The sequence below is a fragment of the Mesorhizobium sp. M1C.F.Ca.ET.210.01.1.1 genome, from assembly GCF_004791585.1.
In the GTDB taxonomy this organism is placed as follows: Bacteria; Pseudomonadota; Alphaproteobacteria; order Rhizobiales; family Rhizobiaceae; genus Mesorhizobium.
In genome coordinates this window covers 155,120-178,764 of sequence record NZ_SRUU01000007.1, presented here as the reverse complement: position 1 = coordinate 178,764, position 23,645 = coordinate 155,120, and the positions used below count along the sequence as shown (strand labels likewise).

The following is a 23,645-nucleotide window of genomic DNA, read 5'->3' as shown; positions in this document are numbered from 1 at the left end:
CCTCGTCAGTAGATTCTTTTGACCTTCGTCTGCGAGTGCGCGAACACCTCGTCAGGAACGAAGAAATCGCCTGCGAGTTGGTCCGTTACGCCGGGCGCATAGACTGAAAAATCCGTGACGCCTTCGGCGCGCAGCACCTCCTCGTCGATGTAGAAATTGCCGGTCGCCTCGCGCGACGGCCGCAGGAAGATCGCATGCGCCGCATCGGCCATGATATCGGGTGAGCGGCTCATGGCAGCGACCGTGGCGCCACCCAGTAGATTGCGCACGGCGGCCGTGTCGATGGTCGAGATCGGCCACAGCGAATTGACCGCGATGCCGGCTCCAGCAAACTCGGCGCTCATGCCGAGCGTGCACATCGACATGCCGAACTTGGCCATCGTATAGGCGACGTGGTTCTTGAACCACTTGGCCTTCATGTCGAGCGGCGGCGCCAGATTCAGGATGTGAGGGTTCTTTGCCAACTTCAGGTGCGGAATGCACATTTTGGACACCAGGAACGTACCGCGCGTGTTGATCTGGTGCATCAGATCGTAGCGCTTCATGTCGGTCTCCAGCGTGCCGGTGAGCTGGATGGCGCTGGCATTGTTGACGCAGATGTCGATGCCGCCGAACCGTTCGACCGTCTTGGCCACCGCATCGGCGACCTGCCCCTCCTCGCGGATATCGCAGAGCACCGGCAGCGCCTTGCCGCCTGCCTGCTCGATCTCCTCGGCCGCGGTGTAGATCGTGCCCGGCAGCTTCGGATGCGGTTCCGCGGTCTTGGCAGCGATCGTCACGTTGGCGCCGTCGCGCGCCGCGCGCAGCGCGATCGCCAGCCCGATGCCGCGCGATCCGCCCGAGATGAACAGCGTCTTTCCCTTGAGCGACATCTTCGCCTCCCTCTTCAAACACGGGAGGCAACTTGCGCGGCGGACAGGCGTGGCGCAAGGCCCAAGGCGCCAGGACGAGATTACGCTGCGTCGCTCTGAAAACGGTGACCGACGGGGCTCAAACCAGCACCAGTCCCTGCCGCATGGCGATAGCGATCGCATCGGTGCGGTTCGCGGCGCCGAGCTTGATCAGGATCGCGGCGACATGGAATTTCGCCGTGTGCACCGAAATGTTGAGCCGCCGCGCGATCACCTTGTTGGGCGCGCCTTCCGCCAGCAGCGCCAGCACTTCCGCCTCGCGCGGCGACAACGCCGCGCGAGCCTCGTCGGGCGCTTCGTCTTCGGAGAGCTCGCCTTGGAAGTCGCCATGAGCGGCGGCCTCGGACGGTCCGCCGCGGGTGACGCGATAACCGGAGGCTGCCAATCGCGCGGCAGCAGCGATCAGCAGCCCGTCCGCGGAGGCCGGCAACACCGCAAGCACGTTGCCGGGTAGGGATTCGCGACGAGCGCGGCGGGAGAGCAGAACAGCAGGCGTGCTCGGAGCGATGGCCCGGCTCTCCAAGGCCGCGTCATCAATCACGGCGACATCGGCTGTCTGACCGGTGCCGCTTCCAGTCAGCGCCGACAGCAGGTCGTCGCTGACGCCGAGCGCGTCGGCCAGCTGTTCGGCGCGCCCCGCATCGCCGAGGGCGATCAGCACCGTCAACCGGTGTGTCGCCGGCTCCGGTCTTGCAATCGTTTGTGCCGCGCTCTCCGCCATCGACCCTCTCAGCTCAGCGGCTTCTCGCCGATGGTGATCGAAACGTCGCGCTGGGTGCCGCCGCTCAAGATACCGAGCGTCACGGCCGTGCCGGCGCTGTCCGGCCCAAGTTTGCGGATCAGCTCGCGCGGCCCGTGCACCGCTTCGCCGTTCCAGGCCACGATGATGTCGCCGACATGCAGGCCCGCGGCTTTCGCCGGGCCGCTGTCGTCAAGGCTCATCACCATCGCGCCATATGCGTCGCCGTTGCGGATCGGGTGCAGTCCCGCGCCGAGATAGCCGCGCGCGACATGGCCCTTCTCGCGCAGCGTCGCCACCGCCCGCTCGATCGTTTCGTAAGGCATGACCAGCGCCCGCCGGCGCGGCCCGAACAGCAGCATGCCGATCAGGCCGCCCTTGGCGTCGAGCACCGGGCCGCCCTCGAAACGGCTGCCAGTGTTGATGGCGAGGTTGATGCGCCGGTCGATCGTGCCGCCGCGCATCGAGCGCCAGGCAGGCCCGACCTCGCCGACCGAGCCGAATACGGCAAGCGAAGTCCCTTCGCTTCCGCCGACGGCGATCGCCACATGGCCGGGGCGCACGGCGGCAGCCTGTGGCAGTTGCGGCAAACCGGCAGCAGCGGAGGCCGGTTTCAACAGGGCAACGCCGGTCGAAGGATCGCGACCGACAAGCTCGGCCTTCACGGTTTCGCCCGAGGCCAGCGTCAGTTCGATCTCCTCGCCTGCCTCAACCGCTTCCTCGGCGGTGACGAAGAAGCCGTCGCGCCAGTGAAAGGCGCTTGCGGTGCGGTGGTGATGCGTGGCGAAGCTCGCCACCGCCGGCGCGGCGGCCGCCGCGACATCGGCAATGGCGTCGGAAAAGGCACTGAGGTTGAAGTCGCTCATATCGATGATCTCCTGGGTTCTGTGACCCAGATATCGCTCCAAGGCTCCGCCGGGGGTACTCGCCTGACGGCTAGTCGGCGGACGGACTGGCCATGTGGTCAGGTCGCGGCAAATGCGGCCGCTCCGCACATATAGTCATCATTGCGCAAGATCACATGGGAACACGCCGATGGCCTTCGCTGCCGAAAAACTCCAATCCGACGACTCTCTGCTGGACACCTATTCGGCGACCGTCGCCGACGCCGTCGACCGCATCGGGCCGGCGGTGTGCCGCATCGAGCGCATCGGCGCCGGCGGCCATGGCTCCGGCTTCGTCATCGCGCAGGACGGTTTGGTCGTCACCAACTTCCATGTCGTCGGCGACGCGCGCGCCGTGCGCGTCACGACGCCTGACGGCGCCGCGCGCGAGGGCCGCGTGCTCGGCCGCGATCCCGATACCGATATCGCGCTGGTGCGCGCCGACGGCAGTTTCGCCGACGTCGCGCCGCTCGGCGATTCCAAGCGCCTGCGGCGCGGCCAGATCGCGGTCGCGATCGGCAATCCGCTCGGCTTCGAATGGACCGTCACCGCCGGCGTCGTCTCCGCGCTCGGCCGCTCGATGCGCGCTTCGACCGGCCGGCTGATCGACGACGTCATCCAGACTGATGCCGCGCTCAATCCCGGCAATTCAGGCGGGCCGCTGGTGTCGTCGGCAGGCGAGGTGATCGGCGTCAACACCGCCATGATCCACGGAGCGCAAGGCATCGCCTTCGCGGTCGCCTCCAACACCGCGAACTTCGTCATCTCCGAGATCATCCGCTTCGGCCGCGTGCGCCGCGCCTTCATCGGCGTCTCGGCCGACACCACCAATCTGCCGCGCCGGGCCGCGCTGCTGTCGCAAGTCTCGACCAGCACGGCTGTGCGCCTGCGCAGCGTCGAAAAGAACGGGCCGGCGGCAAAGGCCGGCCTGAAGGAGGGCGACGTCATCGCCGCCATCGACGGCCGGCCGGTGACCGGCGTCGACGATCTCGTGCGCCTGCTCGATGCCGAACGGATCGGCCGCGAGACGGTCTGCACGGTCGTGCGCCGCAGCGGCGTCAGCCAGGTGGTGGTGACGCCGGTGGCGCGGAGCTGAGTGGCCTGACAATCCGCCCGAGCAGCAAGCGCGCCAATTCGCCGCTCGGGTCGAGGTCCGGGTCAAAGATCGTCATGTCCATGCCGATGCAGCGCCGGTCGGTCGCCAATGGCGACAGGATGGCGACGAGATCGTCGGGATCGATGCCGGGGCTGCCGGGCGAATCCACGGCCGGCATCAGCGTCTGGTCGAGCACGTCGACATCGAGATGCAGCCAGTAGAGGCAATCGGCACGCGCCAGGACCGCCTTTGTGGTCTCCAGCATGCCGATCGCACCCGCTTCCCGGGCCGCGAAGACGTCGATGCGCGTGATCGCGGTCGCATTGATGTCGGCCCAGGCGAAACCGGGATCACGGCTGTTGCGCTCGCCGATCTGCATCACCGCCTCGTCCGCGACCAGCGGGCCGGCAATGCCTGGCCATTCAGTGAGCAGCGGCTCGCCCCGACCGGTGGCCAAAGCCAGATCCATGCCCGCGGCGGAGCCGAGCATGGCGTTGACGTCGTAATTGCCCGGATGGCGGAAGTCGCTGTGGCCGTCGACATGCACCAGCGCGACGGGACCCGACCGCCGCGCAGCCGCCAACGCGCCGAGCAGCACCGAGCAATCACCGCCGATGATCAGCGGCCACTCGCCTCGCCCGAGCGCATCGGCAGTCGCGTCCGCGAGTTCGAGATTGAACCGGCGGATGGCATGGCCGTTGCGCAGCCGGGTACCCGGCTCCGGTTCGGCGCTGTAGGCAGGCCGCTCGATGTCGACGACGGCGCCGGGTGCCACGATTTCGGCCAGCCCAGCTTTGCTCAATGCCTCCGGCGCGCGCCAGGTGCCCGGCACATGGCCCGGCCGCAAAGGCCTAAGGCCAAGATTTGAAGGCGCATGGATTAGGCGGATGTCACGCATGCGATAGGCCCAGCTTCGATTCCGTCCAGCATAGACCGTGAGACAGATTCTCAGCCACACGCCCATTGACGTTGCGGACACCTGCTGCCATCGCGAGAGCTCAAACGCTCGCCGCAAATTGTGCCAGGAACTCCTCGCTCGGCCGGATCGGCTTGATGACGTCGATCAGCACTCCGTTGGGGTCCTTGGTGATGAAATGGCGCTGGCCGAAGGGCTCGTCGCAGGATCGGCAGGCCAGCAGCAACCGCTCGCTCATAGACCGCGTCGGGATCGCGGACTTCGAAATTGATGAGCAGGCCGGACGTGCGTCCTCGCCCCTCTTGCGGGATCGTCTCATGGTCGCCCTGCACGATGCCGAGATTGACGCGCCTGTCCTCGCTGGAGCGCAGATGCACATACCAGTCGCTTTCAAACAGCGGCTCGAAGCGGAAGTGCTCGACGTAGAAGGCCGCCGTACCGGCGACATCACCCGTCATCAGCACCGGATAGTAGCTCGTCGTCTTCATCTTTCCTTCTCCCCCCGCATAACATACAGTCTGTATGTGAATACAAATAACATACAGGCTGCATGTATGCAACAGGACTCCGGGCGCCGCTCCAACCGCGATCGCACCGAGGCGACGCGCGCCGATCTGATCCGCGCGGCGCGACGACTGTTCACCGAAAAATCCTATGCCGAGACCGGCACGCCGGAAATCGTCGCTGCGGCCGGCGTGACGCGCGGGGCGCTCTATCATCACTTTGCCGACAAGCAGGCGCTGTTTGCCGCTGTCGTCGAGCAGGAAGCGGCGGCGGTGGCGGCCGAGATCGATCATGCTTCGCCGCCCTCGTTCTCGGCCCGCAACGCCCTGATCGCCGGCTCGGACGCCTATCTCGCGGCGATGCGCGCGCCTGGCCGCACGCGGCTTTTGCTGCTCGATGGACCGGCCGTGCTCGGCCGTGCCGCCATGGACGAGATCGACAACCGCCACGGCAACCGTTCACTGCGCGAGGGCCTCGTCGCGGCCATGCGCGCGCAGTCGATGACGAGGCTGCCGGTCGAAGCGCTGACCGCCCTGCTGGCCGCCGCCTTCGACCGGGCGGCCCTCGCCATCGAGGCCGGGGCGTCGGCTGAAGAATATCGTGCTGTGATGTTGGCGCTCATGGACGGCTTGTCTCCGGCCCCTCCTCCGTCCACACGCCCGGCTCCATCTCGTTGAAGCAGCCCAGCTGCCGTTTGAATTCATCGATCAGCCAGGATGCCGCCGGCTTGGGGCTGCGGTCGGTGCGGTGCATGGCATAGAGCGGCGAGCGCACCTCGCGATAGGGCTCGAGATCGAGCTCGACCAGCCGGCCGCTGACAAGATCGTCGGCGATCAGCCAGCGCGGCAGGCCGCCCCAGCCGAGACCCTCTCGCATCAGTGCGTGCTTGGTGCGCACGTCCGTCAGCCGCCAGGTGCGATAGGCAAAAACGCCATAGTCGCGGCCGCGCGTCCGCTCCGACTGGTCTGAGACGACGAGTTGGATATGTTCCCGCAGATCCTCGACCGCAACAGGTTTCGGCAATTTCGCCAGTGGGTGATCGGGTGCCGCCGCCGGCACCATCGAGGTGAAACCGATGCGCAGCAGATTGACATCGGCATCGCCTATCAGCCCGCCAAAACCGAGATCCGACTGGCCATTGACGACCTGCTCGACGATCAGGCCGAGCGAGCCGATATAAAGCCGCAGCATCACCGCCGGGAACTGGGCTTCGAAGGCCTTGAGCACCCGCACGAGCGCCGGCGACGGCAGCGCCACGTCGACCGATACGGTCACCTCTGCCTCCAGCCCTTGCCGGTACCCGTCGGCGCGCGAGCGGATGCGCTGCAGGACGCCGATCATGCGCCGCGCGTCCTCCAGCATGGCCTTGCCGACGTCGGTCAGTTGCGGTTCGCGCACGCCTTCGCGCTCGAACAGTTTCAGGCCGAGCTGCGCTTCGAGATTGGCGATGCCGTAGCTCACCACCGACTGCGCCCGGTTGAGCTTGCGCCCTGCAGCCGAGAAGCTGCCGGTATCGGCCACCGCCACCAGGATCTGCAATTGGTCGAGTGTCGGATTTGGCTGCATGATCGATCAATCCATATTCTCGATGGATACCATGCAAATTATACCAGTTTTCCGAATAGAGCGGCAATCCCACATTGGCGGGGAAAGTTCAATCCAACCCCAAGGGGACACCGCCATGTCTATTCTGCTTGTTACCTCCAGCCCCCGCGGCGCTGCTTCGCACTCGACCCGCGTCGCCACCGATCTCGCTCAAAAACTGCTTGCTGCAGATCCGTCGGCCAAGCTTGTCGTGCACGATCTCGTCGCCAACCCGCTACCGCACATCGACCCCGACTATGCGACCGGCATCTACACGCCCGCTGAAGCGCGCAGCCAGCGCCAGGCCGAGGTGGTCGGCGTGTCCGATGCGGTGCTCGACGAGCTGTTCGCGGCCGACACGATCATCCTCGCCACCGGCTTCATCAACTTCAACATTTCCTCGACGCTGAAGTCGTGGATCGACCACGTCGCCCGCTCGGGCAGGACTTTCGCTTACGGCGAAAACGGTCCGAAGGGCCTGGTCACCGGCAAGAAGGTCTATATCGTGCTTGCTTCCGGCGGCATCTATTCCGAGGGCGCTGCGGTGCAGATGGATCACGCCATTCCTTATCTGCGCAGCGTTCTCGCCTTCCTGGGCATGACCGATGTCGAGGTCATCCGCGTCGAGGGCGTCGGCATGGGCGCCGATGCGGTCACCGCTGCGCTCGCCAAGGCGACCGCGAAGGTGGATGCGATCGCCGCCGCGGCTGCGAATGCGGACCAGATCGCTGCGGCCGCGTAGTCACTGTTCTTGATCTCACGAGCAACAGAGGCAGGCGCCGATCGGCGCCTGCCTCTTTGCATGCCATCGAGCGATGTCGTCGATCTGGAACGACTTTTTCTTTCCCCTGGTCCTGATCACCTCCGACAATTTGAAGACACTGCCGCAAGGGCTGACCGTGTTCGTCGGCGAACTCGCCACCGACCGGGGGGTTGTTCACCAGGCTGACACTGGCGGCGCTGCCGATTACGTTGCCCTACATCGTGTTGTCGAAGCAGTTCATTTCCGGCATCACCCAAGGGGCGATCAAATAGCGAAAGATCAGGGCATAACCAAGTGGCGAACCAGAACAAGATCATCATCACCTGCGCGGTCACAGGGTCGATCCATACCCCGTCGATGTCGCCGCACCTGCCGGTGACGGCGGAAGAGATCGCGACCGCGGCCATCGAGGCGGCCGAGGCCGGTGCTGCGATCGTCCACCTTCATGCCCGCAATCCCGTCGATGGACGCCCCGACCAGTCGACCGAAGCGTTCGCTCCGTTCCTGCAGGTCATCAAGCAACGCTCCAACTGCGTCATCAACATCACCACTGGCGGCGCCGCCACGATGAGCGTGGAAGAGCGGGTCAAGCCGGCGAAGGTTTTCGCGCCCGAGGTCGCGTCGCTCAACATGGGATCGATGAATTTCGCGCTGTTTCCGATGCTGGAGCGGTTCAAGACCTTCGAGCACGACTGGGAGCGGCCCTATCTCGAAAGCTCGCGCGACCGCATCTTCCGCAACACTTTCGGCGACATCGAGCACATATTGCGCACCTGCGCCGACAACGGCACGCGCTTCGAGATCGAGTGCTATGACATCGGCCATCTCTACACCCTGGCGCATTTCGTCGATCGCGGCCTGGTGAAGGCGCCGTTCTTCGTCCAGAGCGTGTTCGGCATCTTGGGCGGCATCGGCACACACCCGGAAGACGTCGCCCATATGAAGCGCACGGCCGACCGGCTGTTCGGCAATGCCTACCACTGGTCGGTTCTGGGCGCCGGCCGCCACCAGTTGCCCATCGCCACGCAGGCGATCGCGCTCGGCGGCAATGTGCGGGTCGGCCTGGAGGATTCACTGTGGATCGGCAAGGGCAAGCTCGCCCGGTCCAGCGCCGAACAGGTGACCAAGGTCCGCCAGATCATCGAAGGCCTCGGCGCCTCGATCGCCACGCCCGACGAGGCGCGGCAGATCCTGCAGCTCAAGGGCGGCGACAAGGTCGCGTTCTGACCGGAACCGGAAGCGCTGCTACCCGACCGTCGGCTATCCGAACAGCCTCTCGCCCTGCTCGTCGACGAGTTGGATGCCTTTCTTGATCGAGATGTCGACGGCATCGTCCAGTCCGGCGAAACGGTCGGCGCGGATAAAGCGGTGCTCCTTCATCACGCCGTCGACTTCCTTCGAGACGACGCCACAGGTCTGGTACTGGCCGTCGGCCTTGTAGGGCGTGGCGCTGATCAGGAATCCCTTGTGCTCGACCTGTTTTGCCGGCTTTGCGGCCCCGGACTCTGTTGCCTCGCCGCCACCGCCGCCGAAAAGACGTTTCAGAAAAGACATTTCAGTATCCTCCAACGGCAATCGTCCTGCATCACATAGCGTGTTGCAGGACGATTTTCAGTAGCGGTCGTTGGCTTGGCGGGCAATAGCCGTCCGGGAGGCACCCCGCAGCGGTCAGCGGCGCGACAGCGCCTCGAGCGCCGCGGCGGCGTCTTCCAGGATACTGATCGCCTCGGCCTGCTTGTCCTCCGGCGCATCGACGATATCGCTGAGCGCGGCTCGCAGCCGGTGGCGCAGCGCGCGGAAGCGGTCGCGCTTTTCATGGCGGCCACGCCTGTCCTCGCTGTCGTCGTTCCAGCCGAACCAGTCGCGCGCCTTGGCCATCTTGCGGCCGAAACGCTCGAGATGGTCGAGCACGTGATCGATCATCTCGCGGTTTTCCTCGAGATGCGCCCTGCCCGCCTCGGTGATCGAAAACACCTTCTTGTTGCCCTCGCTGGATGAGACCGCATAGCCCGCCTCTTCAAGGAAGGTCAGGGTCGGATAGACCACGCCCGGGCTCGGGCTGTAGATGCCGCTGGTGCGCTCCTCGAGCGCCTTGATGATGTCGTAGCCGTGCCGCGGCGCCTCGGCCAGAAGCGACAGCGTGATCAGCTTGAGATCGCCGTCGGCCAGCATGCGGCCGGCGCGGAACATGTCGCCCGGGCCGCCGCGGCCACCGCCGCGCATGCCGTGCCCGAACGGCCCGAAGCCGCCGCCGCGCCCGCCGAACTTGCCAGCCATATGCATGGACATGCACTCGCCGAAATGACTATGCCCGAAATGGCTATGTTGGTGCATGGATTGCTCCTTGAGTTATGTCTTACGATATATCTTAATTAGGCAGAGGCACTCACACAGTCAAGATATATCTTACGATGTATCGAATACTGCTTACCAAGGCGATTGCGTGTCGGGCCGATGCATGTCGGATCGATGCACGTCGCGGTGATGCGGGAGGCCGAGCCCGCCTACCAATGGCCCTTGCGCCGGTTCCAGGCATAGAGGAGGTCCGCGAAGCGGTCATAGGCAAGGCGTGTCAGCGGCAGCGCGGCAGGATTGCCGAACAGGGTCGCCAGCCAGGCTTCGCCCGGCGTCATGCGCCAGACCGCGACCACCACATCGGCCCCAACCAGAAACTTGCCCTCCGCATCGGTGGCATGCAGGCGCCGGCGGATATCCTCGAGCGAGGCGCCGAAGGCCGAAAGTGCCGCCGGCTCGAAATTGATGTCGCGGAATTCGATACGGCCCGCCTTGACCGCTTCGATGAGCCGCCGCTTCTGGCGATTGATGCCGGCATCGCACACCGGGCAGCGCGTATTATACCAGACGGTCAGCCGTGGCTTGGACATGGCGCGACCATCGAGGATGCCTCGCGGCCCCGCAATATCTGCCTGTGCCCCCGCCCCAGTGCCCTACCCCAGCGAACTGATGATCTCGCGATAGGCGAATTCCGGAAACGCTTTCATGGTCCGCGTCCTGACATTGCCACCCGAGGACAGCATCAGCGCGAAACGGGCAAGCACCGCATCGTCTGGCGCCTCGACAATGGCGACCATGTCGCATTCGCCCATGGTCAGATAAAACGCCTTGAACGATCCGCCCATCTCCCCCAGCAGCTTCTTGCCGGCATCGAGCCGCTTCGGCGACTCACGCACGTTCTTGGCGCCCTGCTCGGTCCAGTTGATCAGCATGATGTAGGTTGTCATGGCACACCTCCCTCCGGGGCCACGGAGCAGGCGCCTGGCCGTTACGACCGACGCCGGGCGGGCATCCGGCTTGTCGCCCACAAATGCATCCGACCCTGAAATTATCCTCCTGTCGGCCAGCCCCGGCAAGGCGGCATTGCGATGGTTGGAACGCAAAAAAGGGCGCCCGAGGCGCCCTTTCGAATTGCTGGCCTGATTTCCCTATCAGCTGTCGAGGAAGCTTCTGAGCTTGCGGCTCCGGCTCGGATGCTTGAGCTTGCGCAGCGCCTTGGCCTCGATCTGGCGGATGCGCTCGCGCGTGACCGAGAACTGCTGGCCGACCTCTTCCAGCGTGTGGTCGGTGTTCATGCCGATGCCGAATCGCATTCTGAGAACACGCTCCTCTCGCGGCGTCAGCGATGCCAGAACCCGCGTCGTCGTCTCGCGCAGATTGGCCTGGATCGCCGCGTCGATCGGCAGGATCGCCATCTTGTCCTCGATGAAGTCGCCGAGATGCGAATCCTCCTCGTCGCCGACCGGCGTTTCGAGCGAGATCGGCTCCTTGGCGATCTTCAGCACCTTGCGCACCTTTTCGAGCGGCATGGCAAGCTTCTCGGCCAGTTCCTCCGGCGTCGGCTCGCGGCCGATCTCGTGCAGCATCTGGCGCGAGGTGCGCACGATCTTGTTGATCGTCTCGATCATGTGCACCGGAATGCGGATGGTGCGCGCCTGGTCGGCGATCGAACGGGTGATCGCCTGCCGGATCCACCATGTCGCGTAGGTCGAGAACTTGTAGCCGCGGCGGTATTCGAATTTGTCGACCGCCTTCATCAGGCCGATATTGCCTTCCTGGATCAGGTCGAGGAACTGCAGGCCGCGGTTGGTGTATTTCTTGGCGATCGAGATGACGAGGCGCAGGTTCGCCTCCACCATTTCCTTCTTGGCGATCGCAGCCTCGCGCTCGCCCTTCTGCACCTGGTTGACGATCTTGCGGAATTCCAGGATCGAGATCGCCGTCTCGGTGGCGAGGCTCTGGATCTCGGCTCGCAGCTCCTTGATCGCGTCCTTCTCGTTCTTGGTGAACTCCTTCCAGCCGCGCGACGTCAGGTTGGCGATCGAGCGCGTCCAGTTCGGATCGAGCTCCGAGCCCTGGTATTCCCTGAGGAACTCCTCGCGGCGAACGCCATAGCTCTCGGCGAGCCGAAGCAGCTTGCCTTCGTTCTGCACCAGGCGCTTGTTGATGTCGTAGAGCTGCTCGACCAGCGCCTCGATGCGCGCGGTGTTGAGCGACAGCGACTTCACCGCCTTGATGAGCTGGTCCTTCAGCTCCTTCAGCCTGCGGTCCTGGCTGGGCGAAAGCGTGCCGGCGGCGGCGAGACGGTTCTCGACCTGCTGGTCCTGCAGCTTGCGAAGCTTCTTGTAGGTGTCGGCGATAACGTCGAGCGTCTCCATCACCTGCGGGCGCAGTTCCGCTTCCATGGCGGCGAGCGACAGGCTTGCCTCGTCCTCGTCGTCTTCCTCTTCTTCCAGCCCGCGCGTGTCGGCGCCGACATTGGTGATGTCGTCTTCTTCCTCGCGCGCCGCCGCGCGGCCGCGCGGCTTCTCCTCGGGCTTAGGCGCTTCCTCGATGCGTTCGACGACGGGGGCCTGCTTGGCCTCCGGACCGGCATAGGTCGCCTCGAGGTCGATGATCTCGCGCAGCAGGATCTTCGATTCGTTGAGCTCGTCGCGCCAAATGATGATCGCCTGGAAGGTCAGCGGGCTCTCGCACAGGCCCGCGATCATCGTCTCGCGGCCGGCCTCGATGCGCTTGGCGATCGCGATTTCGCCCTCGCGCGACAGAAGCTCGACCGAACCCATCTCGCGCAGATACATGCGCACCGGGTCGTCGGTACGATCGGTCGGCTCTTTCTTGGTGGTTGTGGTGGCAACGGCGGTGCCGGTCTGTTCGGCGAGTTCGTTGGCGTCCTCGTCCGAATCGGCGCCCGAGTCGGCCGCCTCAGCCTCCTCGCCCTGCTCGTCGTCCTCGACGACGTTGATGCCCATGTCGGACAGCATCGCCATCGTGTCCTCGATCTGCTCGGAGGTCACTTCCTCCGAAGGCAGCACCGAGTTCAGCTCGTCCATGGTCACATAGCCGCGCTTCTTGGCGGCCTTGATCATCTTCTTGACAGCATCATCGGAAAGGTCGAGCAGAGGGCCATCAGTGGCGCCTTCACGTTCGGTCTCGACCTCTTCCTTTTCCTTTGTCGCCATTCTTTGTCGTCTCCAAGCGGCAGAACATCGAAGCCGCGTAAGCTGCCGGACCGGTCATACCGGTTGCGCTCGCACCAGAACGCTTCTTACCGGGCCAGTAACCGCATCTCTCGTTAAGTCCAGATTAACCCTGGTATCTGTGGCAGGCCTTTTGCCTGTCCAGTGACCAGCACCTCACATCGCTCAAAATTTCCCGCCGACGCCGGGGCACGGTTAACGTTTCGAATCGTCCTGATTCCGCCAATCTGCCAGAAGGTCAAGCGCCTCTGGCATGATTCGCATGAAAAAAGCGAATCAATTACCCGACTTAGGGGCGTCGTTTCGACGCGCTGTGCACTTCCACTTCGTTTTTTGGCAGGTCTCGGCCTAAACGCGCCCAACCCTGCCCGATGAAACGCCGAACCCTTCGATCAGCGCTTCCGTTGCCTGTACATCGTTGAATTGCGCTTGAATCTCGACGAGATGCCGGAAGTTTTCATCCGAAGGATCTGCATCGAGCGCCGCCTGCGCCTGTTTCAGCTCTCTATGTAATGTGCGGGCGCTGCGCTGCAAGTGCAGCGCCTGGTTGAAGGCGTCGCGGGCATCGTCAAGTCCCGCGGTTTCGAGCGCCGGCCACTGCCGTGCCCGCTTGATCAGCGCCACCGCCCGCTCCCAGATGCCGCCGCATCCGGCGCGCTCGATCGTGGCGATCACCGCGTCGCGGTCGTCGGCCGCGTCATGCGCCATCGCGTCGAGGATGGCCGCATGGAGTTTGCGCAAATCTGAATTGGCGAGGTCGAGGAATTCGACATGCGCGAAATTCTCGTCGATCAGCGGCGGATGGTTGACCAGGGCCACGATGATCGTCGCCTCGCGCACCGACATGCCCTCGCCGGTCCGCTTGACCAGCGCCGAGCGGCCGAGGCTCTCGGTGATCGCCGCGCGCCCTCCAGCCGCCGCGCCCCGGCCAAACGCTCCGCCGGGCGCCGAACCCCTGCCGCGCTCGCCCGGCCGACCGTCCTGGCGTCCTGCCTGATGACCTTGCCGCGCGCCGCGCTGCGAGCCGAAGAAGCTCAGCACACGTTCGCGCATCTCCTGTTGATAGTGATAGCGCAGGCTTTCGTCGCGGATGCGGCTGGTCAGCTCGCGCAGCGTCTTTTCAAGCTCGGCGCGCCGCTCCGGCGTGTCGAAGACGCCGCCGGCCGTCTCGCGCATCCATAGAAGGTCGGCAAGCGGCCTGGCTTCCGCCAGCACCGCGCGAAAAGCGTCCGGTCCGTCGGCCTTGACCAGATCGTCAGGGTCCTTGCCTTCAGGCAGCAACGCAAAGCGCGCCGAGCGTCCGGGCTGGATTGCCGGCAGCGCAAGGTCGGCGGCGCGCCACGCCGCCTTCAGCCCGGCCTGGTCGCCGTCGAAGCAAAGCACCGGCTCGCCGGCCATGCGCCACAGAAGCTCGAGCTGGTTTTCGGTAAGCGCCGTGCCGAGCGGCGCCACCGCATTCTCGAAGCCCGCCTGCGCCAAGGCGATCACGTCCATATAGCCTTCGACGGCAATCACCGTGCCGCCTTTCGCCAAGGCCTTGCGGGCACGAGCGAAATTGTAGAGCACGTTGCCCTTGTGGAAGAGCTCGGTCTCCGGCGAGTTCATGTATTTGGCCAGGGCGTCCGGCGCCAGCGCCCGGCCGCCGAAGGCGATGATCTTGCCGCGCGAGTCCGGGATCGGGAACATGATGCGGTCGCGGAACCAGTCGTAGGAGACCGGGATGTCGTCGCCGTGCCGCACCAGCCCGCAAGCCTCGATATCGGCCTTCGGCACGCCCTTGGCCGCGAGGTATTCCTTCAGCGCGTTGCGGCTGTCCGGCGCATAGCCGAGCCGGAAGGACTGCTGCGTCGCCGGCGTCAGGCCGCGATCGCGCAGATAGGCGCGGGCCTTGGCGCCCTCCGGCCCCTGCAGGCGCTCCTGGAAGAAGACGGTCGCCATCTCCATGACGTCGGTCAGGCTGGCGCGTTCCTTTTCGCGCCGCTCCTCCCGTTCATCGCGCACCGGCATCGGCACGCCGGCCATCTCGGCGATCTTCTCGACCGCCTCGGGAAAGCTCATACCGTCGAGTTCGGTCAGGAATTTGAAATGATCGCCAGACACCGAGCAGCCGAAGCAATGGTAGCGACCCTTCTTGTCCTCGCAGTGGAAGGACGGGCTTTTCTCGCCGTGGAACGGGCAGCACGCCCAATAGTCGCCCCGCGAAGCATTGGTCTTCTTCCTGTCCCAGGAGACGCGCTGGCCGATCACCGAGGAAATCGGCACGCGGTCGCGTATCTCGTCGAGGAAAGCGGGCGGGAAGCGCATCGGGAAAGCTCGTTTGCCCTCCATATAATCAAGCCGCCCGGGCGCGACGACTCGATAAACCCAATCGTACCCGCTTTTCACAGACAAAAAGAAGGCGGCCGAGCGGCCGCCTTCCTGGTGTTCCGGATAATTGACGGATCAGTGCGCGGCGATCGCGCCGAAGATGATGCCGGAGACGATGCTGACCAGCAGGTAGTCGTTGCCGACGCGGATCCACTCCTGGCCGGGGCCGGGGCGGCGCAAGCCATAGCGGTGCCAGTCGCGCATCGCCTGATGGCGCTTCCAGTTGGAGTATCTCTGGCCGTAGCGCCAATGGCTGCGCTTCACCACGACCTTCTTCTTCACGACGCGCTTCTCGACATGCCGGCCCGGCTTCTGCCAGTCGACCTGAGTGTAGTTCGACTGCGGCGCGCTCGGCTGGGGGAGCGGCCCGGCCTGGCCCGAAAGGGCCGAGGCAGCCAGCATCGAGGCGGTGACGGCGGAAAGTATGAGACGCTTCATGGTCGTGCTCCCTGGTTGTCGATAGGCAAGGAGATAGCCGCGCCGGCATGAACCGAAACTGAACAGCTTGATTACAATTCTGTAATGATTTCTGATGCTTATATGAGCAACTTCAACAATTTGCCGATACCGCATCGGCGATCGGCTGGCCCCGCGAGCGATATTCGTCCCCCAATCCGCCTCCGGCATGCAACCAATATGCCTTCCGTCCATTTCCGACACACGCCGTCGCGTGCCGGCCGCCGGTCAAGCGGAGCGAAATTTATTATCCGGCTAAAATTGTTTGGAGTAGTCTCGACCCCCGAAATGCTTGTGATTCGTGCCCTTTTCCCCTTCCTTGCCGCCTCGTTGCGAGGTCGGGCATGAGCGGGTCCGTCGTCCTGCTGCACCTAGCCGGCGCGGTGGCGCTGATGCTGTTTGCCACCCGCATGGTGAAGACAGGCGTCGAGCGCGCCTATGGCGACGTGCTGCGCCACCGGCTGCGCGCCACCATGCGCAATCCACTGATGGCGGTTCTCGCGGGCTGCGGCCTCGCGGTCGCCTTGCAGAGCTCCACCGCCGTCACCCTGCTGGTCGGCTCCTTCGCCGGCGCCGGCATCGTATCTGGCGCCGCCGGACAGCTCGCCGTGCGCGGCGCCGAGATCGGCTCGGCGCTTGTGGTCAAGCTGCTGACCTTCGACCTGTCGCTTCTCGTGCCGGTCTGCCTGGTCGCCGGAACGGTCATGTTCATGGCCACCGAGCGACGTGACTGGCGCCAGCTCGGCCGCATCCTCGTCGGCATCGGCCTGCTGCTGCTGTCGCTGGAGATGATTGGCCAGGCTTCGGAGCCGTTGCGCCAGAGCCCGCTGATGCCGATGATCGTCAACTACTTCTCCGGCGATTTCGTCACCGCCTATCTTCTCGCCGCGCTGATCACCTGGCTGTTCCATTCCTCGATCGCGGCGGTGCTGCTCTTGGTGACATTGGCTGGCCGCGGCTTCATTCCACCGGAGCTCGGCATCGTGCTGGTGCTTGGCGTCAATCTCGGCTCCTCGATCATCGCGCCGCTGCTGACCCGCAATGCCGATCCCGGAGTGCGCGTGGTGCCGGTCGGCAATCTTCTGATGCGCGGCATGGGCTCTTTGATCATGCTGATCCTGTTCATGACGCTGAAGCCGCCGGTCGGCTTTCTCGGCGCGACCGGACCGGACCAGATCGTCAACGCGCACATCCTGTTCAACGTGATCATCCTGCTTGCGGGCCTGCCGCTCGCCGGTCTCGTCTATCGCATCTCCGAGAAGATCGTGGCGCTCGGTGCCGGACCTGCGCCGGCGGCAGCGCTCGATGTCGTCGAATTGTCGGCGCTGAACGAGAGCGCGCTCGACACGCCGAGCCAGGCGCTGGCCAACGCCACGCGCGAGGTGGTGCGGGTCTGCGAGACGGTCGAGATCATGCTGAAGCGCATCATCGAGCTTTACGAGAGCGCCGACGCCGGCAAGATCAAGGCGCTGGCCGCGCTCGACGACCGCGTCGATCAGAAGCACGCGGCGATCAAGCTCTATCTCGCCAAGGTCACCAAGAACCCCTTGAGCGAGGACGAGGCGCTGCGCTGCCAGGAACTGATCGGCGCCTGCGTCAAGCTGGAGCAGGTCGGCGACATCATCGTGCGCAACCTGCTGGTGCATGTCAGGAAGAAGCTGGAGCGCGGTCTGGAGTTCACGCCCGAGGGCTGGCGCGAACTCAGCGCCTTCCATGCCTCGGTGCTGGCCAATGCGCGGCTTGCCTTCAACGTGCTGGTCTCGCGCGACCCCGAGACCGCCCGGCAGTTGGTGCTGGAGAAGGATCTGCTGCGCGAGCGTGAGAAGGAGACCAGCGCCAGCCATTTCGTGCGGCTGCGCGACGGCACCGCCAAAAGCGTCGAGACCAGTTCGATCCACCTCGACACCATCCGCGATTTCAAGCAGATCAATTCGCTGCTCGCTTCCATGGCTTACCCGGTGCTGGAGGAGCGCGGCCTGCTCGGCGGCTCGCGACTGAAGGCCGGATAGCAAGCCGCAAAATTGCTGCCGTGACGTCAACTTGGGAACAAGGTTCCGCCGTCGGCACCAAAGCGGAAAAATTAGTCTTTGCTCCTCCAGCCATCCGTCGGCTAAGCATTGGATCAGGTCCACCGGGAGGATAGTTGTTGGATACCCATTCGCGCAGCTTCGCCAAGGCACTCTCGTGGCGCGCCACCGGCACGATCGACACAATGATCATCTCGCTGGTCGTGACCGGAAGCGTAAAGTTGGCGGCCGCCATCGGCTTGACCGAAGTCGTCACCAAGTCGTTGCTCTACTATCTCCATGAGCGGACCTGGCTGAAGATCCCCTACGGCCGCAAGACGGCTGCGCAATAACTTACGAGTCAAGGCGCAACCAACCCGCTCAAGAAAAGCTAAAGCGGCGTCGACAATTTCTGCATTGCCGGCGCCGCACATCCATGGTTTGACGCGCTGCATTCACCTCAAGTCTTTGCGCCCATGCTGCCGCTGATTGCCCTGTTCATTGCCGCCTTCGCCTTCGGCACCACCGAGTTCGTCATCGCCGGCGTTCTGCCGGAGGTGGCGGAGGGCCTTGGCGTTTCCGTGCCCACTGCCGGCTACCTGGTCTCCGGCTATGCCTGCGGCATCGCCATCGGCGGTCCGCTTCTGGCGCTTGCAACGAGCAGGCTCTCGCGAAAGGCGCTGCTCATCGGGCTGACGATAGCCTTCACCCTTGGCCAAGCCGCCTGCGCGCTGGCGCCCGACTTCACCTCGATGCTCCTGCTGCGGGTTGCGACGCCGTGGCGCATGGATGCTATTTCGGCGTCGCCATGGTGGTCGCGGTCGGGCTGGTGCGCGAGGACCAGCGCGGTCGGGCTGTCGCGGTCATCCTCTCGGGGCTGACCGTCTCCAACGTCATTGGCGTGCCGGCCGGAACAGCGATCGGCGGCCTATGGGGCTGGCGGGCGACCTTCTGGGTGATGGGCGCGCTGGGCGTCGTCGCGATTCTCGCCATGCTCGCGCTGCTGCCGCGCACGGCAGGCGCCGCCAACCGGCCCGTCAGCCTTGCGCACGAGGTGCGTGTATTGGGGCGCCAGCAGGTCTGGACTTCGCTCATCCTGATGCTGATGTTGATGATCGGCCAGTTCGGCCTGTTCACCTACATCACACCGACGCTGCTGGAAGTCACCGGCCTCGACGAAAGCCTGATCCCTTGGGTGCTGCTGCTCAACGGCGTCGGCGCCACGATCGGCGTTCTTCTCGGCGGCAAGCTTGCAGACTGGAAGCTGATGCCATCGCTGATCGCCATGCTTTTCCTGCAGGGGGTCATGCTGGCCATCATCTACGCCGTCAGCCCATATCCGTTGCCGATGATCGTTGCGATCGTCCTCTGGGGCGGCCTCAACTTCGCCATCGGCGCGCCGATCCAGACCCGGATCCTGGCCTGGACGGCGGACGCCTCGAACCTTGCCTCTTCGCTCATCCCATCGGGCTTCAATGTCGGCATCGCGCTCGCCGCCTCTCTGGGTGCCGCGATGCTCAATGCCGGCCTGGGCTATCGCAGCCTGCCGGTCGCCGGCGCGCTTGCCATGCTGGTGGCCGTGATGGTGGCGCTGGCATCGCAGGCCTGGGAGTGGCGCAGCCGCTCGACGCCGCCACTGCCTGCGGCCGCCGAATAGAGGACAGGGCACCGCGTTGTCGGTGTATTGCCTCAGACCACGGGCGGCGAATATCCGGAGCCGCCCGCAAGGATCGACGCCAAGCCGCGAAGGCCCTCCTCCAGCCGTTCGCGGCTGGATGCGGCGCCCAGCGCCAAGCGCAGGCCATCGGCGATACCGGCCATAACGGAAAACTCCTGCACTGGACTGATGGCCAATCCGCGCCGCCGGGCCAGGTCGCCAAGCTCCGAAGAGCGCGGCCGCTCGTCGAGTGGGTACCAGAGATGCAGGCACGATTGCGCCGCGGCGAACCCTGCTGGCAGGATTTTGCGCGCGATTGTCTGCCTGACCTCCGCTTCGGCACGCACCGCAGCGGTAATCTCGCCGGCGAGGCCGCTTCGCACCCACTCGCAGGCGAGACCCGTCATCAACGGCGGCGCCATCATCGTGGTGCCGCGGATTGCCGCCGCGATGTGCTCGACGGTCTCGACATCGGGCGCGGCAAGGAAAGCGGTGCGCAGGAAAGGCGAAATGCATTTCGCCATCGTCGCGACATAGATGGTCCGTTCCGGCGCCAGAGTGAGGAAGGCTGGTGGCGAAACAGGCAGCAGCGGGCTGTAGGGATCGTCCTCGATGATGGTCAAATTGAGCTTGCGGGCTATCCGCGCCAGATCCCGGCGCCGGTCCTCCGGCATGGTGATCGCAGTGGGATTGTGGAGCGTCGGGTTGAGATAAAGAAGACGTGCGCCGTGCTGTCGCACCGCCTCCTCCAGATAGTCGGGACGCATGCCGTCATTGTCGCGTCCCACCCCGGCCAGATTCCGTCCGGAGGTTTGCGCCAGCGCGATCAAACCCGGATAGGTCAGCGCATCAGTGACGATCGTATCGCCCTCGCGCGTGTGCGACAGAAGAACGGCCGCAAGCAGCGCCTGCGCCCCCGATCCGACGGCAACGCGTTCGATTGGCAGCCTGTCGCCGGTCGCAGCAAGCCATGATGAGCCGGCGGCGCGTTCGGCGGGCGAACCCGGGCCGGGATGGTAGGAAAGCAGCGCGTCCGCGCTGGAGCGTTTGAGCAGTCCCTCTATGCCCGCCCGGATCAATGCCGGCAGGCTGAGGCCCGAGGGTGCTGGCGGAATGTTCATGCTCAGATCGAGTATCGGCTCTTCCGGCTCGCCTGGCGTGATGAAGGTACCGCGACCTGCCGTTGCATCGATCAGGTTCCTGCGGCGTGCTTCGGTGAACGCCCTGGTGACGGTGGTTAGATCCACCGCAAGGAAGCGGGCAACCTCCCGCTGCGGCGGCAGCCTGTCCCCCGGCTGCAGCCGGCCGCTCGAGCGGGCAGCCGCAAGCGCGTCGACAATTCTGAGATAGATCGGCCGAGAGCCCTCCTCCATCGGAGAAAGCCAGCTGAGGCCGCTCTTATCGTTCACGCCGTCATTCTCCATACATTTTGTCGCATTGTATGCATACAATCATGATACTAGTATGTGTACGTGACCTCAAGGCCGATCGAATGCATGCGAGGTCCGTGGAGAGTACCAACCATGCAAGATCACGCGCACTATCCCGACCTCGAACCCTGGCGGGTCGGTATCCGCGGCCGCTGCCCGCGTTGCGGCGAAGGCCGGCTGTTCGACGGATTTCTCAAGCTAGCGCCGAAATGCGAGGTCTGCGGGCTCGACTATTCCTTTGCCGATCCGGCCGACGGCCCAGCCTTCTTCGTCATCTGCTTCGCCTGCGTTCCCTCAGTGCTGTTCGCCGTCTGGGCGCAGGTGAGCTTCGAGCCGTCCATGTGGTTCCACGCCTTTGTTTCGGTGCCCATAATTCTGGCGACCTGCATTCCGCCGCTCAGGCCACTGAAAGGCTGGCTTGTCGCGAGCCAGTTCTACTATAAGGCCGAAGAAGGACGACTGGCCAAGCCCGGCGAATAGGCGCTTCAATCGCGCTTGTCCGAGAACAGATCTAAAGCTCGATCCGGTATTTGAGACTCCCCGCGCCGCCATAGGCGGCGACCTTGGCGAACCGCCCGGCGAGAATCCCGCCATTGGCGAGGATCACCTTCTGCGAAGCGGGATTGTCGAGATCCGTGGTGATCTCGACATAGTCGAGGCCAACCGCCCTTGCCTCTTCCAGCATCAGCCGCAGCGCCTCGGTGGCGTAGCCGCGGCCCCGCTTCCACGGCACGACGGCATAACCGATATGGCCGAGCACGTGCGGCGGCAGCGCCGACGTGCCCTTCTGCCAGCGAAGCCCTATCGAGCCGACAGCCTCGCCATCCCATATCCAGCGCCGGAAGCCAGGCAAGCGCGGCACCTTGCTGCCGTCTGGCAGGGTGATGGGTGGTCCTTTCGCTTGCGGGTCGTGAAGACTGGCGAGGAAAGCGACGGGATCTTCCTCGATGGCCGCGAGCTGCTCGCGCGTCGTCTCCAGGAGCCGGACATTGTCGGGCGACCAGCCGCGCTCCAGCGCCGCCTTGTAGGATGGCAGGTGTTCGAGCGCGGGTTTGACGATTTCGACCATGTTAAATCCCGGCTTACGGCTGCCCTTGCTAAACAAGAAGTGTTTCGCCGATTGGGGCGAGGTCTTTTATGATTGGGGCAGGTGATTCACCGCAAGGGGATGGCGGTTCGAGAGGGGAAATAATCCGGTGCGGTTGAGATCTGTTCCGCTGGGCGTCACTGTCCTCTGCCTCATTGCCGCCGCCCTGACGATGTCGGCCCGATCTTACGCGGCCTTGCGATCATCAGATATCCCTGCATGGCTGCAGGCCCATGTCGGTGAAGGCGACGGCCAGATCGCTCAAGTGGTGCTGGAACGGGCCCGCGCGCTCTACCTCAAAAAGGCAAGCGAAGGATCGGTCCGGAACCCCTGCTACTTTGCCATGGACGCGACACGCCCCGGCGACTTGGGCAATGGGGTCCTGGGGCGCCGTTATTACATCATCTGCGAGGCCGAGCAGTCGTTCCGAGCGGTTTCGGCGGGCCATGGCGGCGGCCGCAATCTGAAGGGCGTCGCGGATTTTTCCAACGGCAGGCGCTGCGCGAAAAACTTCGGTAACGCGATGGATTCGGAGCTGACGGCCGGCGGCGCCTACATGACCGCTGAGGCGAAAACGTCGTTCAAGGGCTACTACCGTGTCGGCGCGAAGCAGAATGCGGTTTTCATGCGCACCTTCGTGCAGTTCGACGGCGAAGGTGAAACCGCCAACGCCAGGCAGCGCGTGATCGGCGGACATCCGGCAGCGCTGTTGAAGGGGATGTGCCTTCGCAAAAGCCCGAACAGCTCGTACGCCGACCATGATGGTTTTGTCCCCTTCGGCAAGCTGGTGAATTACGCCGGCGGCCGTAGCAATGGCTGCACGAGCTGGTCGCCTGCGGATGCCGAGCAGATCATTCCGATGGTGAAGAACAATCCGACGACGCTCTACATATACCCGGAGTCGCGGGACATCGCGGCGATCGCGCGGAAGGCAGCGTCCGGGCAATCGCTGTCGGGCGCGGAGCTTTATTGGAATGCATCCTGCCTGAAGGAGATCGGCGCGCCGAAATTCTGGCCGAAGAAGACCCTCGAGCCGATCATCGCGCAATACAAGAAGGATCACCCGCTGCCGCCGCCGCAGCCGGTGCCGATCTGCAAGGAGCCGTGAGGCAGTCCTCTACTGCAGCAGTCCCTTGACGATGGCGCTTGCCTTGGCGAAGTCCATCTGGCCGGCATATTTCTGCTTCAGCGCGCCGATCACCTTGCCCATATCCTTCTGGCTGGCCGCGCCTGTCGCTGCGATTGCCTCGCGGGCTGCCGCCATAATCGCCGCATCGTCGAGCTGCGTCGGCAGGAACGTGCGGATGATCTCCATCTCGCCGCGCTCCTGGGCCGCCAGTTCCGGCCGCTTGCCATCCTCGAACGCCTTGGCCGATTCCTCGCGCTGCTTCACCATCTTGGCCAGGATCTGCAGAATTTCTTCCTCGCTCGCCGCCGGCTTGCCGGCGCCGCGATTGGCGATGTCGCGGTCGTGGATGGCCGCCTGGATCAGCCGCAGCGTCGGCAGGCGGTGCTTGTCCTGCGCCTTCATCGCGCTCTTCATGGATTCGGCGATTTTCTCGCGCATCGTGCTTCTCCTTCGAATGCGGCGGACAATAGCTTTGCTGGTAACCTAAGGCAAATCTCGGCAAGCCACTGATATCGCTGGATGAAAGCAGACCGAACCCGGCTGGCGGCCACCTCATTGACCGCTCCCTCGCCTTCGCCTATGTACTCGGTCCTGCATGAGACAATGAGTTGACGCGCAAAA

The 23,645-nt window shown here is 64.6% G+C and carries 23 protein-coding genes and 2 pseudogenes; 9 read left to right on the top strand and 16 right to left on the bottom strand.

The features are described 5' to 3' along the window. Positions 1-5: 5 nt before the first annotated feature. From EN853_RS10610 to EN853_RS10600, 3 genes are all read right to left on the bottom strand, one after another. The gene (locus tag EN853_RS10610) at positions 6-872 is read right to left on the bottom strand and encodes an NAD(P)-dependent oxidoreductase (protein ID WP_127858518.1); all 867 of its coding nucleotides are present in this window, start codon (positions 870-872) and stop codon (positions 6-8) included. Positions 873-990: 118 nt separating this feature from the next. Further along, positions 991-1,632 (bottom strand): response regulator transcription factor, encoded by a 642-nt coding sequence (locus EN853_RS10605; RefSeq protein WP_127858517.1) that lies wholly within the window; start codon positions 1,630-1,632, stop codon positions 991-993. Between the two features lie 8 nt (positions 1,633-1,640). After that, positions 1,641-2,516, bottom strand: coding sequence for a S1C family serine protease (locus EN853_RS10600; protein ID WP_127858516.1), 876 nt, complete (start codon positions 2,514-2,516; stop codon positions 1,641-1,643). Positions 2,517-2,685: 169 nt separating this feature from the next. On the opposite strand from EN853_RS10600, the gene EN853_RS10595 reads away from it, so the two are divergent. Continuing rightward, positions 2,686-3,630, top strand: coding sequence for a trypsin-like peptidase domain-containing protein (locus EN853_RS10595; RefSeq protein WP_127858515.1), 945 nt, complete (start codon positions 2,686-2,688; stop codon positions 3,628-3,630). On the opposite strand, the gene EN853_RS10590 is transcribed toward EN853_RS10595, so the two are convergent. Further along, positions 3,593-4,432: an arginase family protein gene (locus EN853_RS10590; protein WP_245516907.1), complete on the bottom strand. Its 840-nt coding sequence runs from the start codon at positions 4,430-4,432 to the stop codon at positions 3,593-3,595. The two genes, EN853_RS10595 and EN853_RS10590, sit on opposite strands and share 38 nt — an antisense overlap. A 196-nt stretch (positions 4,433-4,628) precedes the next feature. After that, a pseudogene (locus EN853_RS10585) lies at positions 4,629-5,034 on the bottom strand (VOC family protein). A gap of 66 nt (positions 5,035-5,100) precedes the next feature. Between EN853_RS10585 and EN853_RS10580 the strand changes: the two are divergent. After that, positions 5,101-5,727: a TetR/AcrR family transcriptional regulator gene (locus tag EN853_RS10580; RefSeq protein WP_127858514.1), complete on the top strand. Its 627-nt coding sequence runs from the start codon at positions 5,101-5,103 to the stop codon at positions 5,725-5,727. Here EN853_RS10580 and EN853_RS10575 read toward each other — a convergent pair. Further along, positions 5,669-6,616 (bottom strand): LysR family transcriptional regulator, encoded by a 948-nt coding sequence (locus tag EN853_RS10575; protein ID WP_127858513.1) that lies wholly within the window; start codon positions 6,614-6,616, stop codon positions 5,669-5,671. The two genes, EN853_RS10580 and EN853_RS10575, sit on opposite strands and share 59 nt — an antisense overlap. 115 nt (positions 6,617-6,731) lie before the next feature. Between EN853_RS10575 and EN853_RS10570 the strand changes: the two genes are divergently transcribed. Together EN853_RS10570 and EN853_RS10560 are read left to right on the top strand one after the other, a co-directional pair. Further along, positions 6,732-7,376 (top strand): FMN-dependent NADH-azoreductase, encoded by a 645-nt coding sequence (locus tag EN853_RS10570; RefSeq protein ID WP_127858512.1) that lies wholly within the window; start codon positions 6,732-6,734, stop codon positions 7,374-7,376. A gap of 315 nt (positions 7,377-7,691) precedes the next feature. Continuing rightward, the gene (locus EN853_RS10560; protein WP_127858511.1) at positions 7,692-8,624 is read left to right on the top strand and encodes a 3-keto-5-aminohexanoate cleavage protein; all 933 of its coding nucleotides are present in this window, start codon (positions 7,692-7,694) and stop codon (positions 8,622-8,624) included. A 33-nt stretch (positions 8,625-8,657) separates the two neighbouring features. Here EN853_RS10560 and EN853_RS10555 read toward each other — a convergent pair whose 3' ends face one another. From EN853_RS10555 to EN853_RS10525, 7 genes are all read right to left on the bottom strand, one after another. After that, positions 8,658-8,951, bottom strand: a complete 294-nt coding sequence (locus tag EN853_RS10555) for an HlyU family transcriptional regulator (protein WP_127858510.1) — start codon at positions 8,949-8,951, stop codon at positions 8,658-8,660. Positions 8,952-9,065: 114 nt separating this feature from the next. Then, positions 9,066-9,731: a PadR family transcriptional regulator gene (locus EN853_RS10550; protein WP_127858509.1), complete on the bottom strand. Its 666-nt coding sequence runs from the start codon at positions 9,729-9,731 to the stop codon at positions 9,066-9,068. A 170-nt stretch (positions 9,732-9,901) separates the two neighbouring features. Continuing rightward, on the bottom strand, positions 9,902-10,282 hold the full coding sequence (locus EN853_RS10545) for a DCC1-like thiol-disulfide oxidoreductase family protein (protein ID WP_127858508.1): 381 nt from the start codon (positions 10,280-10,282) through the stop codon (positions 9,902-9,904). A gap of 63 nt (positions 10,283-10,345) precedes the next feature. Continuing rightward, positions 10,346-10,639: a GYD domain-containing protein gene (locus tag EN853_RS10540; protein WP_059186919.1), complete on the bottom strand. Its 294-nt coding sequence runs from the start codon at positions 10,637-10,639 to the stop codon at positions 10,346-10,348. A gap of 204 nt (positions 10,640-10,843) precedes the next feature. Beyond that, the gene (gene rpoD, locus EN853_RS10535; RefSeq protein WP_127858507.1) at positions 10,844-12,874 is read right to left on the bottom strand and encodes an RNA polymerase sigma factor RpoD; all 2,031 of its coding nucleotides are present in this window, start codon (positions 12,872-12,874) and stop codon (positions 10,844-10,846) included. A gap of 366 nt (positions 12,875-13,240) precedes the next feature. Next, the gene (gene dnaG, locus EN853_RS10530) at positions 13,241-15,196 is read right to left on the bottom strand and encodes a DNA primase (protein ID WP_127858506.1); all 1,956 of its coding nucleotides are present in this window, start codon (positions 15,194-15,196) and stop codon (positions 13,241-13,243) included. 138 nt (positions 15,197-15,334) lie between these two features. After that, positions 15,335-15,697 carry an RcnB family protein gene (locus EN853_RS10525; RefSeq protein ID WP_127858505.1) on the bottom strand — a complete coding sequence of 121 codons (363 nt, stop codon included), beginning with the start codon at positions 15,695-15,697 and terminating at the stop codon, positions 15,335-15,337. A gap of 362 nt (positions 15,698-16,059) precedes the next feature. Between EN853_RS10525 and EN853_RS10520 the strand changes: the two genes are divergently transcribed. The 3 genes and pseudogenes from EN853_RS10520 (at position 16,060) to EN853_RS10510 (ending at position 19,378) form a co-directional block, all read left to right on the top strand. Further along, entirely contained in the window at positions 16,060-17,724 is a 1,665-nt protein-coding gene (locus EN853_RS10520; protein ID WP_127858504.1) for a Na/Pi cotransporter family protein, read from the top strand. Positions 17,725-17,861: 137 nt separating this feature from the next. Further along, complete coding sequence (locus EN853_RS10515) at positions 17,862-18,074, top strand: DUF2061 domain-containing protein (protein ID WP_127858503.1); 213 nt, start codon at positions 17,862-17,864, stop codon at positions 18,072-18,074. Positions 18,075-18,197: 123 nt separating this feature from the next. Next, positions 18,198-19,378, top strand: a pseudogene (locus EN853_RS10510) (MFS transporter). 32 nt (positions 19,379-19,410) lie between these two features. On the opposite strand, the gene EN853_RS10505 reads toward EN853_RS10510, so the two are convergent. Continuing rightward, positions 19,411-20,787: a PLP-dependent aminotransferase family protein gene (locus tag EN853_RS10505; RefSeq protein WP_168247748.1), complete on the bottom strand. Its 1,377-nt coding sequence runs from the start codon at positions 20,785-20,787 to the stop codon at positions 19,411-19,413. A 114-nt stretch (positions 20,788-20,901) separates the two neighbouring features. Between EN853_RS10505 and EN853_RS10500 the strand changes: the two genes are divergently transcribed. Beyond that, positions 20,902-21,288, top strand: a complete 387-nt coding sequence (locus EN853_RS10500) for a DUF983 domain-containing protein (RefSeq protein ID WP_127858501.1) — start codon at positions 20,902-20,904, stop codon at positions 21,286-21,288. Between the two features lie 31 nt (positions 21,289-21,319). On the opposite strand, the gene EN853_RS10495 is transcribed toward EN853_RS10500, so the two are convergent. Next, on the bottom strand, positions 21,320-21,877 hold the full coding sequence (locus EN853_RS10495) for a GNAT family N-acetyltransferase (protein ID WP_127858500.1): 558 nt from the start codon (positions 21,875-21,877) through the stop codon (positions 21,320-21,322). 127 nt (positions 21,878-22,004) lie between these two features. Here EN853_RS10495 and EN853_RS10490 point away from each other — a divergent pair, with 127 nt between their 5' ends. Then, positions 22,005-23,003, top strand: a complete 999-nt coding sequence (locus tag EN853_RS10490) for a hypothetical protein (protein ID WP_127858499.1) — start codon at positions 22,005-22,007, stop codon at positions 23,001-23,003. A gap of 9 nt (positions 23,004-23,012) precedes the next feature. Here EN853_RS10490 and EN853_RS10485 read toward each other — a convergent pair whose 3' ends face one another. Then, on the bottom strand, positions 23,013-23,462 hold the full coding sequence (locus EN853_RS10485; RefSeq protein WP_127858498.1) for a GatB/YqeY domain-containing protein: 450 nt from the start codon (positions 23,460-23,462) through the stop codon (positions 23,013-23,015). Positions 23,463-23,645 lie beyond the last annotated feature (183 nt).